The sequence below is a fragment of the Alteromonas sp. Mac1 genome (genome assembly GCF_001562125.1).
Taxonomy (GTDB): domain Bacteria; phylum Pseudomonadota; class Gammaproteobacteria; order Enterobacterales; family Alteromonadaceae; genus Alteromonas; species Alteromonas stellipolaris.
Genome location: NZ_CP013932.1, coordinates 3,136,029 through 3,152,339 on the forward strand (window position 1 = coordinate 3,136,029; position 16,311 = coordinate 3,152,339).

The 16,311-nt window shown below is 43.1% G+C and carries 11 protein-coding genes; 5 read left to right on the top strand and 6 right to left on the bottom strand.

Annotated features, from left to right (window positions below):
• Window positions 1-10: 10 nt before the first annotated feature.
• The 3 genes from AV939_RS13435 (at window position 11) to AV939_RS13445 (ending at window position 3,622) form a co-directional block, all read left to right on the top strand.
• A complete protein-coding gene (locus AV939_RS13435) occupies window positions 11-1,675 on the top strand; it encodes a proline--tRNA ligase (protein WP_057790617.1) in 1,665 nt (554 codons plus the stop codon).
• A 109-nt stretch (window positions 1,676-1,784) separates the two neighbouring features.
• Window positions 1,785-2,630 carry an MBL fold metallo-hydrolase gene (locus tag AV939_RS13440; RefSeq protein ID WP_057790615.1) on the top strand — a complete coding sequence of 282 codons (846 nt, stop codon included), beginning with the start codon at window positions 1,785-1,787 and terminating at the stop codon, window positions 2,628-2,630.
• A gap of 47 nt (window positions 2,631-2,677) precedes the next feature.
• Complete coding sequence (locus tag AV939_RS13445) at window positions 2,678-3,622, top strand: phospholipase A (protein WP_057790613.1); 945 nt, start codon at window positions 2,678-2,680, stop codon at window positions 3,620-3,622.
• Window positions 3,623-3,663: 41 nt separating this feature from the next.
• Here the strand turns inward: AV939_RS13445 and AV939_RS13450 are convergent, their stop codons facing one another.
• The 5 genes from AV939_RS13450 to guaB all read right to left on the bottom strand — a co-directional run bounded on the left by AV939_RS13450 (window position 3,664) and on the right by guaB (window position 11,812).
• Window positions 3,664-4,560: a histone deacetylase family protein gene (locus tag AV939_RS13450; RefSeq protein WP_057790611.1), complete on the bottom strand. Its 897-nt coding sequence runs from the start codon at window positions 4,558-4,560 to the stop codon at window positions 3,664-3,666.
• A 102-nt stretch (window positions 4,561-4,662) separates the two neighbouring features.
• A complete protein-coding gene (locus AV939_RS13455) occupies window positions 4,663-6,285 on the bottom strand; it encodes a methyl-accepting chemotaxis protein (RefSeq protein ID WP_057790609.1) in 1,623 nt (540 codons plus the stop codon).
• Between the two features lie 192 nt (window positions 6,286-6,477).
• The gene (locus AV939_RS20045) at window positions 6,478-8,400 is read right to left on the bottom strand and encodes an acyltransferase family protein (protein WP_063456891.1); all 1,923 of its coding nucleotides are present in this window, start codon (window positions 8,398-8,400) and stop codon (window positions 6,478-6,480) included.
• 269 nt (window positions 8,401-8,669) lie between these two features.
• A complete protein-coding gene (gene guaA / locus AV939_RS13465; protein ID WP_057790607.1) occupies window positions 8,670-10,247 on the bottom strand; it encodes a glutamine-hydrolyzing GMP synthase in 1,578 nt (525 codons plus the stop codon).
• 95 nt (window positions 10,248-10,342) lie between these two features.
• Window positions 10,343-11,812 carry an IMP dehydrogenase gene (gene guaB, locus AV939_RS13470; RefSeq protein ID WP_057790605.1) on the bottom strand — a complete coding sequence of 490 codons (1,470 nt, stop codon included), beginning with the start codon at window positions 11,810-11,812 and terminating at the stop codon, window positions 10,343-10,345.
• Between the two features lie 100 nt (window positions 11,813-11,912).
• Between guaB and xseA the strand changes: the two genes are divergently transcribed.
• Window positions 11,913-13,268, top strand: a complete 1,356-nt coding sequence (xseA, locus tag AV939_RS13475) for an exodeoxyribonuclease VII large subunit (protein WP_057790603.1) — start codon at window positions 11,913-11,915, stop codon at window positions 13,266-13,268.
• Window positions 13,269-13,278: 10 nt separating this feature from the next.
• Window positions 13,279-14,478, top strand: coding sequence for a hypothetical protein (locus tag AV939_RS13480; RefSeq protein ID WP_057790601.1), 1,200 nt, complete (start codon window positions 13,279-13,281; stop codon window positions 14,476-14,478).
• Window positions 14,479-14,827: 349 nt separating this feature from the next.
• Here AV939_RS13480 and der read toward each other — a convergent pair whose 3' ends face one another.
• Window positions 14,828-16,273: a ribosome biogenesis GTPase Der gene (gene der / locus AV939_RS13485; protein ID WP_057790599.1), complete on the bottom strand. Its 1,446-nt coding sequence runs from the start codon at window positions 16,271-16,273 to the stop codon at window positions 14,828-14,830.
• Window positions 16,274-16,311 lie beyond the last annotated feature (38 nt).

Sequence of the window (16,311 nt, forward strand, 5' to 3'; positions counted from 1 at the left end):
ACCGCTTCGAATGCGCACTAGTCAATATTTACTTGCCACGCAGAAAGAAACTCCGGCCGACGCTGAGGTTATCAGCCACCAGTTAATGTTACGTGCTGGTATGATAAGAAAACTGGCATCAGGCCTTTACACATGGTTGCCTACCGGGCTTCGCGTACTGAATAAAGTGGCAAACATCGTTCGTGAAGAAATGAACAAAGCAGGCGGTGTAGAAGTGTTAATGCCCGTAGTTCAACCTGCTGACTTGTGGGAAGAGTCTGGTCGTTGGGAAGAATACGGCCCAGAATTACTGCGCATTAAAGACCGCCACCAGCGAGACTTCGTGCTAGGTCCTACACATGAAGAAGTGATCACATCGTTAGTTAGAAACGAAATCAGTAGTTACAAACAACTGCCTATCAATCTTTATCAAATCCAAACTAAATTCCGTGATGAAGTACGTCCTCGTTTTGGCATTATGCGTGGTCGTGAATTCACCATGAAAGATGCTTACAGCTTCCACTTAGACGATACGTGTTTAGATAAAACGTACCAAACAATGTATGAAGCCTATGGCAATATCTTTAATCGCATGGGCTTAGACTACCGTGCTGTTATTGCCGACTCGGGATCAATTGGTGGAAACCATTCCCATGAGTTCCACGTACTTGCCGAGTCTGGTGAAGATGCAATTGCCTTTGCGAGTGACAGCGACTACGCCGCAAACGTTGAAATGGCTGCAACGGCAATGCCAGAAAAACAACAAGCTTCAGGCGCAGCAGCTGAAGTAGTAAGTGGCAAAGATTCAGATAGCGCGCTTAGCATTTATGTTGTTAAAGGCGAAACAGTAGAAGAAAATACAACTGAACAATGGGTAGTATTAGTATTGCGCGCAGAACACGCGCTTAACGATATTAAAGCTGAAAAAGTAGCTGGCGTAGCCAGTCCGCTTGTTATAGCAAGTGAAGAAAAAGCCACTGAAATTTTAGGCGCTCACCCTGCTTTCATTAACCCTAATGATATTACATTGCCAATGCATGTGGATTTTAGTGCCGCTGCACTTGCCGATTTCATATGTGGTGCCGGCGAAAACGGCCAAATCACGAAAAATGCAAACTGGACTGTCGATTTACAAACAGCAGATTTACGTAACATTGTGGCGGGTGATGCTTCACCTGACGGCAATGGTACTATTGAAATAAAGCGCGGTATTGAAGTAGGCCACATTTTCCAATTGGGTAGCAAATACTCAGAAGCGATGAATTGTGGTGTACTAAGCGAAACGGGCAAGCATCAAACCCTAACCATGGGATGCTATGGAATTGGCGTTTCACGTATTGTTGCGGCAGCTATTGAACAAAACCATGATAAATACGGCATTATGTGGCCTGATCCAATCGCGCCTTTCAAAATTGCATTAATACCAATGAATATGCATAAGTCTCACCGTATTAAAGAAGCGGCTGAGGCACTTTACGAACAACTAATTGCGTTGGGTATAGACGTATTATTTGACGATCGTAAAGAACGCCCAGGTGTTATGTTTAACGATATGGAATTAATTGGCATACCTCATAGTATTGTTATCGGTGAGAGAAACCTCGACAATCAACAAATTGAGTACAAAAACCGCCGTACAGGTGAAAAGCAGTTACTAGATTTAGATTCGGCAAAAGACTTTGTTGTTAGTCTTTAACATTGTCTATCATTGAAAGATAAATATTAGTAATCTTGCATTTAATTTTGTGTATAGCTTTGCGATAACGGCAATAGCGGTTAGCTAAAAGAATAAAAACGGTGAACATATGCGGTTAACATTTTACGGCGTGAGAGGCTCTATTCCTACTCCTGGAAAAGCCTACGCACGCTATGGTGGTAATACCGCATGCGTTCATATTGAATTAGCCGATGGCACAGATATTGTGCTTGATTCTGGAACGGGTATCAGGCTGTTGGGGAATAAACTTCGCAGCAAAGATACCCCTATTCACTTATTGCTCAGCCATAATCACTGGGATCACATACAAGGTTTTCCATTCTTTAGCCCTATCTTTCAAAAAGATAGAGATATCTATATTTATCCAGGGCAAACGACCTTACCCGAGCACGATCAAATTTTAAAACAAATGCAAGGCTCAACGTTTCCTGTCCCTGTCAGTGCGTTACAGTCAAAGCTCCATTTAACCATTATTCCGCCAGAGCAAGATATTTGGGAAATTGGTTCTGCTACCATTCGCCGAATACCTATTAATCACCCTGGCAAGGGTAGCGCCTATAGTATTGAAGAAAAAGGCACTAAAATTGCCTACATTACTGACAACGAACTCTACCCGCCGTATAAAAAAGAAACTGACTTTCTAACGTTTGTCGATTTTGCTAGAAACGCAGACGTTATTATCCATGATGCACAATATATGATGTCAGATATGCCTGCTAAAACAGGCTGGGGTCATTCAGTTGCTGAAGAAGCCGTAAAGCTTGCTATAGCGAGTAATTCAAAAAAATTAGCGCTATATAGCCATGATCCAGATCGCACAGATGAGGATATTGATAAGGTGGTTGAACACTGCATGGATTACATCACAATTGCAGAGTCGAGCCTGAAAATATTTGCATCAGCGGAAGGCCAGTCACTGGATTTCACTAATTAAAATAATTTATAAAAAAACAACGACTTACCTAACGGAGAACACCACCAGTGTCAGTGTTTAAGCCATTTTTAATATTGGCTGCAGTCAGTCTGTGCAGCATAAATGCTCTTGCCCAAGAAAATGCGCAAGATGAACAAGAGAGTGATATTGAAGTTATTGATATCATTAAACGAGATACCACAACTGAAAGTGCGCTCGATAATCGCTTGGAAGGTGACAAGGAAGCAATTGATAACGTTTTTGCTATTACACAACATAGACAAAACTATTTACTTCCTATGACTTACATTACCAATCCAAACTCAAACGGTAATGATGAACTCACAGAAGAGAATGTCGATAAAAAAGAAGCCAAATTTCAGGTTAGCGTAAAGCTGCCTCTTTATTTGGAAGACACTGGGTTTGACGGCGTTTACCTTGGTTTTACCCTTACTTCGTTTTGGCAACTATACAACAGCGAAGTGTCTAAACCCTTTAGAGAAACCAATTATGAGCCAGAGATATTTTGGCAAGAAACGGCAGACTATTCTGTTTTAGGGTATAAGTTTAATACCTTTCAAGTAGGGTTTAATCATATGTCTAATGGACAGAGTGGCCTTAGCTCTAGAAGTTGGAACCGTATTTTCGCCTCTGTTGTATTTAGTGACCAAGATGATATTTATTATTTAAAAACTTGGTATCGTATTCCAGAAGATGAAAAAGAAGACCTGCTCGACCCTACCGGTGATGATAACCCTGATATCGAAAACTATTATGGTCGTATGGAATTTGGTTACGGGCGAAAGCTTGGTAATTTCAAAGTAATGGCATTGCTTCGCAATAACCTTAACTTAGGGAATAACCGAGGTAGTATACAGGTTGATTTAACTTATCCACTCACCGACCGTTATGAATTACTGTTTCAGTACTTTAACGGCTATGGCGACTCACTGATTGATTATAACCGCTCTCAAGAGCGTGTGGGCTTAGGCTTCCAGCTACTTTTCCTATAAGTATTAAATCAATAAGAGGCCTTATTTGATGGGCCTCTTATTCAAATAACACCAGCAGCTTTATACAATTGCAAATGAACATCCACTAACGCATCTATGTCGCGCTGATAACCACCACCGATAACCGCCGCAATGGGTACTCCCATACGTTCAGCAAACGCAAAAACCATATCATCTCGAGCACTAACGCCTTCGGTTGTGATATTTAATAAACCCAAGTCGTCATTAATATGAATATCTACGCCAGCATCATAAATAATGGCATCTGCTTGAAATTGCATGGCCACCATGGTGAGAGTTTCTTGTACCGCATTTAAATATTCGTCGTCTTCACAGCCCTTCACCATGCCTATATCGATATTTGAATGCTGCTTTCGATACGGAAAGTTCTTCTCACCATGAACTGACACGGTGAAAATACTATTATCGTATTGGGCAAGCTTAGCGGTACCGTCACCCTGATGGACGTCAAAGTCGATAATCAAAACATTGTCTATGCCTTCACATTTTTGCATCGCTTTAGCGGCAAGAAATAAATCGTTAAATAAGCAAAACCCTGATCCAAAATCTGAGAAGGCATGATGGTAGCCACCGGTTAAATTTAACGCCTTACCATGCTTTATAGCCAATTGGGCAGTTAAACAGGTGCCAGCCACTGCGGTTAGCGTACGTTCGATTAGTTGATCTGACCAAGGAAAGCCGATACGACGCATAGCTTTTTTATCTAATGTGCCGCTTGTTAACTGCTGAACATAGTCTTTGTCAAAGTGAGACTCCAACTCTGTTACCGCAAACGGTGAAGGTGTGTGAAACACACTATCAGCGACACCGTGAGCCGATAACGCATTTCGAATGCCTTGGTATTTATCGATGGGGAAGCGATGACGTTCAGGTAAGCTGAGTTGGCTATAAATAGGATGAAATACCAGTGGGATCATAACGTTTCAATCATTACCTTGTTTATTTGCGGAGAAAGCCCCCAGTGGGATTTTAAAAAAACGGAGCCTATGGCTCCGTTTCATTATACGCAATGTCATAGATTACCGGGTTAAACTGCTCACCACTTTTTCTACGTTAACTGACATACTCTTCATCGACTCTGCCATGTCATCACGTTGCGCCAATTTATGAAAGCGATCTGACGATGCCACCACATTCGCAATAATACTTTCCACCTGCGACAACACTGCCTCTTGCTCGTCAGCTGCTTCATTAAGGGCAACCACAACGCTTGCCGTTTCCTTAATATCATCAACCACGTTATTCAGGGTTTGTAATGCAATAGCAGCTTCAGCCGCATTGCTGTCTGAGAGCTGCTTACCTTCTTCCATGGCCAACACGGCTCCACGGGCTTCGGCTTCAAAACTACTAAGAATATCGTTTATCTCTTTCGTCGATTGCTGTGTCTTCGCTGCCAACGCCCGCACTTCATCTGCTACCACGGCAAAGCCTCTGCCATGCTCGCCTGCCCGAGCGGCTTCAATGGCAGCATTCAGTGCTAATAAGTTGGTTTGATCGGCAATTTCGTTAATCACATTAACCACTTTGAGAATATTTTTACTGCGGCTTTGTAGGTCGCTTACAATATCGCTCGACTCTGTTACTGTTTTTGCTAGTTGCTTAAACCCTGCATTCGCTCGCTCAAAAGTTGAATAGCAACTCGCTACGTTCTCTTCTGAATTTCTGGTAGCCACAGCCACTTGGTCGGTAATCGCAACCAAGTTCTGCACTATGCCTTTTAATTTATCAGTGGTGGCATCTAACGAAAGTGAAGCATCGCGCTGCTCTACCGCGCCATCCATGATTGATTGCCCCACATCGCCAAGGGCAATGAAAGCACGTTCCATTTCTAATTCAGTTTGATGCAACTGGGTAACCGAGCTTTTTAATTTGCTTTGTAATGCTCTGGCAGAATCAGCCAAAATGCCTAGCTCGTGTCCACTTGAGTAAGTCAGCGGGTAATCGTATTGACTAGTAGCGAGGTTAGAAATACACGCGGCTACTTCACGAGTAGGATTAATCACTTGGGAGCGAAGACGACTAATTACATAAACTACAGATAGCAGTGATAGCACAATAGCAGCAAACAGAATTAGCCATAACATCCTGCGCGTACCGTCCTTTAAGTCGGTGATGGCGAGTGCAGATTGATTCGCTATTTCATCGGCAATACTTTCAAGTAGTTTTGCTGGCTCTCGGTCGATACCACGAACATAGCTATCCCCTACTTTCGGGTCAAAGCCCGATGCGATAAAAGCCGCATAACCTTCTCTATACTTTTCGGCCATATAGGCGTGCGCTGTTTGGAATTTTCGAATATCCGCTTTGGCTTTATCACTTACTACAGGGTTCGCTAGCATTTGGCTAAATTGTTGCTTTATCTCGGCTTCGCGTTTTTGAAAACGAGACCAGTACTTTTCACGATCGTCGTTGTTGTGTCCTCTCAGCAGTGTATTTTTCCACTCCTGTACTTGGGTTTTGAAGGTATTTAAGGTTGCGTTAACGTCACGCTCCGCCTGAACAAGTGTATGCTCTAGTGATTCGAAACTGCTTAACAGCGAGAAAGATTTATAGATGGATGCGGCGTTTAGAAAAACCAATAAACATAAGCTCGCAAGCACAGGGGTAATTACCAATCGACTGATACTGGTATAATTGAACACAGCGGTTAACCTTTAGTCTAATAAAAATGCGAAAATCGTGAAACGCCGCCATTAAATGATATGTTAATGACAGAAACGTTACAGAAAAGGTATAACTCTGAATACCTTTACCTATTCGTTAATACGTAATAATTATAGAGCTAACAGCAAGTTTTGAAACTTTCATATCTGACAATAAAAGGGCGCTAACAACTAGGGTTCCAACCAGTTTATACGGCTAACCTCTGCACCAAAGTATCTTGCCCCTTCTAACGTGTGATGCCCATAATCGTAAAATAGCTTTTCTAACGATTCATTTACTCCAGAACACAGTTTCAACTCAGATTGACAAATATAGTCCATCCTATCCAGCAGCGTAACATTAGGAAACCCTTTCACGATAAGGGCGAGCGATTCGTTAATTTCACTCACTGTTCCAGTGAAGTCCACTCTTGTAGTTGTTTTATTACCACTGTAGGCATTGAAATAAGCTGAATTGATATGGTTTACGAGAACCTCATCATCGGCGTACGACTTATCATCTCTGACGACATAAGCAATAAAGTCTGCAAGTGTCCAATTACGTGTTCTGTATTCAGGGAATTCGTGGATATTATTCACTACAATAATTTCTTTCCCAGCTTCTATAAATTTTTCTATAACTTGATTTAAAGAAGCTACATCCTCTAGGTCATATCTAGAAGCTATAATTATAGTATCAGCGTGTTTGAAGTTTGGTACGCCCGAAAGCTCAGAAAAATTCTTATTGATATCACTAATTTCACTCCCATAACGAGCAAAAGAAAATTCGGAGCCGTTATACTTCGAATGTAACAGAACGTTATATAAATCCTTGGAATGAGAATTTCCTATAATCAATGCGTTCTCATAGTTATTATCTAAGTCAAACCACAACTCATTTTCGTTATATTGTCGCACCAACCCCCAAGATTCTTCTCTTAATAGTGTATTACTCCGCGATGCCTCTGAAATTTGAAAACTGTTTAGCGGGTTAAAGTTACCAGGGTTCAGCTTTTGGGAAAAAATTGCACTACTAGAACCAATCACTATAAAACCTATTAATGATACGCAAGAATACGTAAATATCGTTTTACGATTTATTTTATCCTTGAATCTAAAGGGGGTTTCTACATACTTCCAACTTCCATAGGCCAACAACATAGTTAACATGCTAAGGGATAGCATCAAATCATGGGAAGGCTCTTCCACTGAAAGTATTCTGGTAAAGGCGAAGATAGGCTGATGCCAAAGGTAGGCTGAATAGCTGATTAAGCCTATTCCTACGAATAGTCTAAGGCTAAGCAAGCGGCCAACTAATGTTTTACTATCGGCAAATAAAACGATTAACACCACACCAAACACGGGCACTAACGTATAAAAACTAGGAAATGGCACGAAGCTATCGAAGAAAAATGTAGCATAAAGCACCATTAGAAGGCCGATAGATGCCGCTATATTGTTAGATCTCACACCATGTTTCTGAACAGTAAAAGCGGCTAGAGAGCCAGCTAACAATTCCCAACCACGAAATGGAGCGAGATAAAAATTTGCACTTGGACTGTTTCGAGAGCCCCACTCACATGCCAGCAGACTCAGCGCGGCAATAAATGCTATCAGCCAAAAAAGCCGTTCCCTTTTAAAACCTTGTCGCCATGCAAACATAAGTAACAAAGGAAATATTAGATAATACTGTTCTTCTACCGCTAAACTCCATGTATGAAGTAAAGGTTTCTCTTCAGCAGCAGCTTCAAAGTAGCCGCTCTCTCGCCAAAAAAGAATATTGGATGCGAAAAGACTAACGGCAACAATACTATGGGAAAACTCTTTAAAACTGTCTACTGTCATGGTCAACCATGCAATAGGGATACATAAGACAATAACAAATACGAGTGCAGGTAATATTCTTCTAGCGCGACGTTCGTAAAAATTAACTAGGCTGAATTTTTCACGCTCTATTTCTACGATGAGAATAGAGGTAATCAAATAGCCACTTATAACAAAGAAAACATCGACTCCGACGAATCCACCGGCAAAGAATTTGAACCCGGCATGAAATAGAATGACAGGTAATACGGCTAATGCTCTTAAGCCATCAATCTCGGAGCGATATTGCAAAATAAAGTCCCTTTAGGAAATAGCTGCTCTTTCCCCTACTCAGTCGACATCTATAACGTTGCGGTAATAGTGAAGACGTTATCTAGAGGGATTAGTATTATTATGCTTTATTTTCACTTAACGATAGAAAAATTGACACTGGTATTTTAATACTACTATCAAAAAATTGTGCGCTTTTGCGCTTAAAAAGCCTCTTCGCTTTTAACGCAATTTAGGGTAAAACACATTTACTAAGCCTTTAAGCGCACAATAATTAAGCTACGATATTCTTATTCCCATTCAATCGTCGCTGGCGGTTTACCCGATATATCGTAAACAACACGGGAGATACCATCGATTTCGTTGATGATACGGTTCGATACTTTACCTAAAAAGTCATAAGGTAAATGCGCCCAATGTGCCGTCATAAAGTCGATAGTTTCTACCGCGCGAAGTGACACAACCCAATCGTATTTACGGGCATCGCCCATTACGCCCACAGAGCGTACAGGCAAGAATACGGTAAAGGCTTGGCTTACTTTCTGGTATAAATCGGCGTTGTACAATTCTTCAATGAAAATAGCGTCTGCGCGACGTAGTAAGTCGCAATACTCTTTTTTCACTTCACCTAGAACACGTACACCTAAACCAGGCCCTGGGAATGGGTGACGATAGAGCATGTCGTACGGTAAACCTAGCTCAAGGCCAATTTTACGCACTTCATCTTTAAACAATTCACGCAGTGGCTCAACTAAACCTAGTGCCATGTCTTCTGGCAAGCCGCCCACATTGTGGTGAGACTTAATCACATGGGCTTTACCTGTTGCAGAACCTGCAGATTCAATAACATCTGGGTAGATAGTGCCTTGGGCTAACCATTTCGCATTGGCAAGCTTACCAGCTTCTTCATCGAACACTCTGACAAATTCATTACCAATAGCTTTACGTTTAAGCTCTGGATCTTCAATATCTTTTAAACGCCCTAAGAATCGCTCTTCAGCGTCAACACGAATAATATTGAGACCGAAATGATCGCCAAACATTTCCATCACTTGATCTGCTTCGTTCAAGCGAAGTAGTCCATTATCCACAAACACACAGGTGAGGTTTTCACCAATGGCGCGGTGAAGCAGCATGGCAGTCACCGATGAATCGACACCACCCGATAAACCTAATATAACGCGGTCGTCGCCAACTTTTTGTTGAATGCGCGCAATCGCATCTTCAATGATGGCATCAGCAGTCCATAACTTTTCGCATTTACACACATCCATAACAAAGTGGCTTAGCAAACGCATGCCTTGCTTAGTGTGGGTAACTTCAGGGTGAAACTGAACACCATAAAATTGCTTTTCTTCGTTATACATAGCAGCGTGCGGACAAGAAGCCGTTTGCGCGATAGTTTCGAACCCAGCAGGTACTGCGGCAACTTTATCACCGTGACTCATCCATACATCAAGCAGTGCATTGCCATTCTCACCAATGCTATCTTCAATGTGGCTGAGTAAAGACGTAGGTTTAATAATTTCTACCTGTGCGTAACCAAATTCTCGCTTGTCAGAGCCTAAAACACCGCCACCCAGTTGGGCCGCCATGGTTTGCATGCCATAACAAATACCAAAAACAGGCACGCCAGCTTCGAACACGTACTCTGGGGCGCGAGGAGAATTTTCTTCGGTCACCGATTCAGGGCCGCCCGACAAAATAATACCTTGTGGATTAAATTCTCGAATTTGCTCTTCGGTCACATCCCAAGCCCAAAGCTCACAATAAACGCCTATTTCACGTACACGGCGTGCTATCAGCTGCGTGTACTGTGAACCAAAATCTAAAATAAGAATGCGTTGGTCATGGATATTTGTGGTCATGTTTTTACCCGTTATATAATAGAACGAAGGCGGCAATGAGGCGGAAAGGTAACCGCCTCACGATGCGCTGTATATGGTTATATCTTGTCGCGAATCTAGCCTAGGCGGTAGTTCGGTGCTTCTTTAGTAATGCTAACGTCATGAACGTGAGACTCGCCCATACCTGCAGAGGTAACACGAACAAACTGTGCTTTTGTGCGAAGTTCATCAATACTGCCACAGCCGGTAAGCCCCATCGCTGAGCGTAGCCCGCCCATTTGCTGATGGATGATATTCGCAATAGGCCCTTTATAAGCTACGCGACCTTCAATACCTTCAGGCACAAGCTTTTCTGCATTGTTTGATTCTTGGAAATAACGGTCAGATGAACCGTGATTTTGGTTCATTGCGCCTAGTGAACCCATACCGCGGTACGATTTGAAATAACGACCTTGATAAAGTTCAACTTCACCTGGCGCTTCTTCCGTTCCCGCTAACATGCTACCCACCATCACGCAGCTTGCGCCAGCGGCTAAGGCTTTCGCGATATCACCAGAGAAACGAATACCGCCATCGGCAATAACCGGAATGTCTGTACCTGCAAGCGCATCCACCGCATCAGACACCGCTGTAATTTGTGGTACACCACAACCGGTAACGATACGGGTAGTACAAATTGAACCTGGGCCTATCCCAACTTTGACTGCATCAACGCCTGCATCGGCCAGTGCTTTTGCACCATCCCCTGTTGCTACGTTACCCGCAATAATTTGTACATCAGGATAATCGGAACGTACTTTCTTAACGCGGTCAATAACGCCTTGCGAATGACCATGAGAGGTGTCGATAAGTAAAACATCTACACCGGCTTCAACTAAAAGTTGAATGCGCTCATCAGTACCTGGCCCAACGCTAACCGCTGCACCAACACGTAATCGACCCAACGAATCTTTACAGGCATTTGGTTTGTTTTCGGCTTTTTGGAAATCTTTAACCGTAATTAGCCCGGTAAGTTTGAACGCATCATCTACCACAAGAATTTTTTCAATGCGGTGTTCATGCATAAGATCAAGTACTTGATCTGAACTTGCACCTTCTTTAACAGTAACAAGATCGTCTTTACCTGTCATAACATTGCTAATAGGCAGTTCAAGACGTTTTTCAAAACGTAAATCACGGCCAGTAACGATACCAATGAGGTTATTTTGATGGTCGGTTACCGGAAAACCAGAGTAACCTAGGCGCTTAGAAAGGTTAATAACTTCGCCGATGGTGGCATCTTTAGCAACCGTAACGGGGTCTGATACCACGCCACTTTCGTATTTTTTCACTTCACGAACATGTTTTGCCTGCTGCGCAGGTTCCATATTTTTGTGAATAAAACCGATGCCACCCTCTTGAGCAAGTGCAATCGCTAGGCGTGCTTCAGAGACGGTGTCCATCGCCGCAGATACCATAGGGATATTTAACGTGACACCACGAGTTAGACGAGTTTGAAGTTTGGCAGTATGTGGAAGAACTGTCGAGTGGCCGGGAACCAGCAACACATCGTCGAACGTCAGGGCTTCTTGGATGATTCGTAGCATGCAACAACACCTATTCAGTTGAGGGTTAATTGCGGCGCAATTGTAGTGTTTTTTAGATTTCAGGTAAACTCTATTTTATTAAACCAGACGATTTTTTCTTATGTTTACATCTTCACCCTCTACATCGCGACAAATTTTAACAGTTACTAAGCTAAATCGGCTTGCTCGAACCGTGCTTGAAAGCGAGGTAGGACTTGTATGGTTATCCGCTGAAATATCTAATTTTGTGAGTGCCGCTTCCGGTCATTGGTATTTCACGTTAAAAGATAACAAGGCACAAGTGCGCGCTGCTATGTTTAAAAATACCAATCGCACCGTGAAACAGCGCCCGAAAGAAGGCGATAAGGTACTTGTAAGGGCATCTGTAGGTATTTACGAAGCACGTGGCGACTACCAGCTTGTCATAGAACATTTGGAAAGCGACGGCGAAGGCGCACTACAGCAAGCCTATGAAGCCTTAAAAGCAAAGCTAAACGCTGAAGGCTTGTTCAGCATCGAACGTAAACGCCCTATGCCAGAGGTTATTAATCGCATTGGTGTTATTACCTCATCAACGGGTGCAGCACTGCACGATGTTCTTAGTGTGTTAAAACGCCGTAGCCCCCAAACTGAAGTTATTGTTTACCCTTCTATGGTGCAAGGTGAAACCGCGCCAGCTCAGCTTATTAATGCCTTACGAACGGCAAATCAACGAAATGAAGTCGATGCACTTTTGCTAACCCGTGGTGGAGGCTCGTTAGAAGACTTATGGTGTTTTAACAATGAAAACCTTGCTAGAGAAATTGCCGAGTCACAATTACCGTTAATTAGCGCCGTTGGTCATGAAGTTGATTTTACTATTGCTGATTTTGTTGCCGATTTACGCGCCCCTACACCATCGGCGGCCGCTGAAATATTGAGCCAAGATACTAATGCGCTCAGTGAGAGCCTAGTTCAGTATAAGCAACGCTTAACCCGTGCCATGCTGCAAAAACTCAGTCATTTAGCTCAACAGCATAAACTTGGGCACCAACGTTTGCAGTCAGTACATCCGCAAAGCAAAATACAAAATCAGTGGCAAGCCCTCGATAGGCTTCAATTACGTTTAAGCCATGCTATCAATAATAAACTCGCAATCGAAAATAAACGGTTTGAGTATGTGAATAATCGCTTGGCGCAACAAAGCCCAGCGGAGCGTGTGAATCAAGCGAAAGCGCGCATAGCACAAACCCATAAAACGCTATGTAACAACATGAAGCAGTTAGTAAATAGTAAACAACAAGCTTTTGCTGCAAAAGTCGGTTTGTTACAGTCTGTTAGTCCGCTTTCTACATTGTCGCGAGGCTACAGTATTACCATGTCGAGCGGTACGGCAGTTACCTCAGTAGATACTGTTAAAGAGAACGATATACTTAAGTCTCGAGTGACTGATGGAGAAATAACCAGTAAAATAGTGGAAATTCGTCGTCATCAATAAAGGTTGGTTTTTGTTTCCTATTTTTTCGCGTTCGCTCTGGTTACTACTTGCCCTAGCTTCTTTATGCGCACCGGCTGTTTATGGTCAGCAACAGGCAGCATTATCTGAGTTGTCGGTTTTGCCTAAACCGTCATCCTCATCGACGACTGTGTCTGAAAACCCTGCAATAGCAATTTCACTGGCGGTGTTTTCTACTTACCCCAGTGAAACCCTTTTGGATGCCTGTGGCAATACAGAGGCTATACAGGAGTGTATTGAAGATACTATTGCCCCAGAAGCATTTATCTCCACACTGATAACAAAGTCTTGGTTCACTGAGATTAAACCTTTCGGAAATGAATCAGACTATGAGCTGCTTATTGCCAACGTGGCTAAGCAAGGTGAAACCTTAAATCCAAATAAAAAGCTAAGTGCCGAACTAAGCGAAGAACCAAGCAAAGAACCAAGCAAAGAAAAACACTTCACTGAATTAACACTGCAATGGCGAGGCATTGAGATTGATTCTTTGGTTATTGCCAGCCAAGTAAATAGCAATGAAGCTTCAACTGAGAAAGCCATAGAACCGCTGGTATCTTGGTACAAGCATGCTACCGAAAATGGGCTGTTTACCCCAACCTTTTTATATCGTGCGCTGAATGCGAGCGATTACGCCGAGCATTTGAGCGTTCCTGAGTCTTTGGGTGATTTCACTAGGTTAGATACTCAGCTGTATCCAGACCCATTCAAAGGCTCGATTACAAGGTACACCCATCCTTCCTTTGAAGATGCGTTAGTGGATGTCACGGTTTACCCCATTTTGGCGAAACTCGACACGAATGCACCAAGTAATAAAGCGAGCACTGCGGACACCAGCACTGAAAACTCAGCTCGCACTGACGCGTTACTTCATCAGCAATTAGATGAGGATTGGAATAAAGCTGATCACGTCGCTAACGCGCGCAATTTAATCCTTTCACAACCCCAGCCAATATCGGCGTTTAATGTAAAGGGTTTTGCCAATGGGTGGCGACTAGCGCTTAAAGCTGACTCGCCAGTAGACGATCCTATTTTCGCGACAACCTATGTATTTACCCGTAATGATAAAATAGTGAAAGTGGCTACCACCTTCCCTAGCGACTTTTCTGACGATTTAGCCAACGAGCTCATTGCTCATATCACGGTGCCTGAAGAATCTATGCTTATGCAGCAAGTTCGCGCCATGCTTAAGTAGAAGGCACGGCCAATACCCCTGCCAATAGGGCTTTTTGAAAAGCGAGTTATTACAGGCTCATAGAGAATAGCTCGAAGTTAGGCGTTTGTGGCGATTAACTTTTAGCGACTAACTTTTGATGACTAACTTTTAGTGGCTAGCTTTGAGCGACTAGCTTTTAAGCGAAAAGCCCGTAAAAAGCCCTTCGTAAATAATAAATAAACACGTGAAGAATACGCTCACTAAAACAAAAAAGGTCGGCGCTTGTAATAGCGTCGACCTTTTTATATGTGTGAAGTAGTACGTTTCAAAACCCGCATTTCGTTATTACAACAAAGCGCTTTGTTATCAGGCTTGCGCTAATGCTCGGCTATTTTTTCTTACTATGATAAGACAGTAAACGTTTTCGCTTACGCTCTTGAGTAAGGGTGAGCTTATTCTTTTTGCCTTCAAACGGGTTAGCCCCTTCCCTGAATTCAATGCGTATAGGTGTGCCCATCACCTGAAGCGCTTTACGGAAATAGTTCATCAAGAAGCGTTTGTACGACGTAGGTAAATCGTCAACTTGGTTACCGTGAATAACAATCACAGGCGGATTGTAACCACCAGCATGGGCATATTTCATTTTAACCCGGCGTCCGCGCACTAGCGGCGGCTGATGGTCATCTTGCGCCATTTCCATAATCTGCGTAAGCATAGAGGTATTAATACGCTTAGTGGCGCTTAGGTAAGCTTCTTGTACTGATTCAAATAAGTTACCCACACCGGTACCGTGCATTGCAGAGATAAAGTGCAAACGTGCAAAGTCAATAAAACCAAGACGGCGATCGAGTTCCCGCTTTATATCGTTTTTAATATCAGTACTAAGCCCATCCCACTTGTTCACTGCAATTACCAGTGAGCGACCGGAATTTAACACGAAGCCGAGTAAGCTTAAGTCTTGGTCGGTAATACCTTCACGGGCATCTATTACCATCAGCACTACGTTGGCTTCATCAATCGCTTGCAAAGTTTTAACGATAGAGAATTTTTCAACCGCCTCATTCACTTTTCTACGTTTACGGACCCCTGCGGTATCAATAAGAATATATTCACGCTCGTCACGTTCCATTGGAATAAAAACGCTATCGCGGGTCGTACCTGGAAGGTCAAAAACGACAACCCGTTCTTCACCTAAAATACGATTCGTTAATGTAGATTTACCCACGTTAGGCTTGCCAACAATGGCCAGCTTAATAGGCTGATCTTGAAGGCGCTTAAGTTGCTCTTCCGCATCAAGCTCTTCTTCTTGCGTTTCCTCAACAATGCGCATGTCAGGAAAAGACGCTTCAAGTGGCACTAGTGCATCTTGAAGCAATTGGCTTACACCACGCCCGTGGGCCGCGGCAATTTGCTTAACTGTTCCTAAGCCCAGCGCGTAAAAATCAGCGCTTTCGCTATCGCCATCAATGCCATCGACTTTATTCGCAACAACAAAAACTTGTTTGTTAAGCCGGCGAATGTGGTCAGCAATACCTTGGTCTGCCGGCAACAATCCTGCTCTAGCATCAACAAGTAGTAATACTACATCGGCTTCCTCAATGGCTAAAAGAGACTGCTGCGCCATTTCAGCATCAATACCTTCTTCGTCACCCGTGATACCACCGGTATCCACCACGATGAATTGACGCTGCTCAAACTTAGCCTGACCGTACTTGCGGTCGCGGGTAAGCCCTGGGTAATCAGCGACCAGCGCATCACGTGTATTAGTTAAACGATTAAACAAGGTGGACTTACCCACATTAGGGCGGCCTACCAAAGCAACAACGGGCAACATGTATCAAATCCTAAAGGAAAAAAAGCTAAAAAACACAA

Bases quoted from the DNA above. Each gene is read 5' to 3' on its own strand.
- AV939_RS13435 (WP_057790617.1), top strand. From the start codon at position 11: ATGCGCACTAGTCAATATTTACTTGCCACGCAGAAAGAAACTCCGGCC.
- AV939_RS13450 (WP_057790611.1), bottom strand. From the start codon at position 4,560: ATGATCCCACTGGTATTTCATCCTATTTATAGCCAACTCAGCTTACCT.
- guaA (WP_057790607.1), bottom strand. From the start codon at position 10,247: ATGACCACAAATATCCATGACCAACGCATTCTTATTTTAGATTTTGGT.
- xseA (WP_057790603.1), top strand. From the start codon at position 11,913: ATGTTTACATCTTCACCCTCTACATCGCGACAAATTTTAACAGTTACT.
- guaB (WP_057790605.1), bottom strand. From the start codon at position 11,812: ATGCTACGAATCATCCAAGAAGCCCTGACGTTCGACGATGTGTTGCTG.
- AV939_RS13440 (WP_057790615.1), top strand. From the start codon at position 1,785: ATGCGGTTAACATTTTACGGCGTGAGAGGCTCTATTCCTACTCCTGGA.
- der (WP_057790599.1), bottom strand. From the start codon at position 16,273: ATGTTGCCCGTTGTTGCTTTGGTAGGCCGCCCTAATGTGGGTAAGTCC.